The 778-nt window shown below is 76.3% G+C and carries 1 protein-coding gene; it reads left to right on the top strand.

Annotated features, from left to right (window positions below):
* Nucleotides 1–778, top strand: a 778-nt coding sequence (locus BZL64_RS35135; protein ID WP_279634648.1) for a tetratricopeptide repeat protein, incomplete at both ends; no start/stop codon positions are given.

Here is a 778-nt window from a genome sequence, read left to right as displayed (position 1 = left end):
CGCCCGCGCCGAGCCGGCCGCCGGGCTCGCCGCCCGCTCGTTCGACGCGCTGATCAGACGCGCCACCCACGCCGAATGGGCGGCCCGGTTCACCTCCGCGGCCGAGATGTCCCGCCAGCTGTGGGAGGTGCTGCGCGAGCACCAGGCGCTCAGCGGGCACGAGCCGTACCCGGAGCGCTCCACCCGGTTCGAGCCGACGGCGGCCCTCTTCGGCGCGGCGCTCGGCACGGTGCCGTCGCTGGAGCACTGGACCGGGCGTCCGGGCCCCGGAGTGCCCTGGCTGCCCGTCGGGGCGCCGGATCCCGGGGACACCGCGCGGGCCCTGCCCGTGCCGATCCCCGACCCGCGCGACCCGGCGGCCGTACTGCTCGGCGGCCTCGTGTCCGGCAGCCCCGAACGCATCGCGGAACGCGCCGGGAGCGACCCGCGGCTCGACACCGTGGAGACCTCGTTGTGGCTGTGCCGTGCCTATCTCGACGCGGGGGACACGGACCGGGCCGGGCGGTGGCTGGACAGGGCCGGCCGGCAGAGCGGCGCCTACGACTGGCGGATCTACTGGCACCGGGGTCTGCGGTGGCTGACGGACGGTCAGGTCCAGGCGGCCGAAGGTGAGTTCGCCGCCGTCTACGGCTCGCTGCCCGGCGAGTCGGCACCGAAACTGGCCCTCGGCTTCTGCACGGAGCACCTCATCGCCGCGGACCGCCAGACCGAGGCCTACTACGAGGCCGTATGGCGGCGGGACCGGACCCAGGGCAGCGCGGCCTTCGGGCTCGCCCGG

The sequence above is a fragment of the Streptomyces bobili genome, assembly GCF_002154575.1.
GTDB classification, from domain to species: domain Bacteria; phylum Actinomycetota; class Actinomycetes; order Streptomycetales; family Streptomycetaceae; genus Streptomyces; species Streptomyces bobili.
Note: the sequence above shows the minus strand (reverse complement) of the source record. Positions and strands in the feature narration are given on the sequence as shown.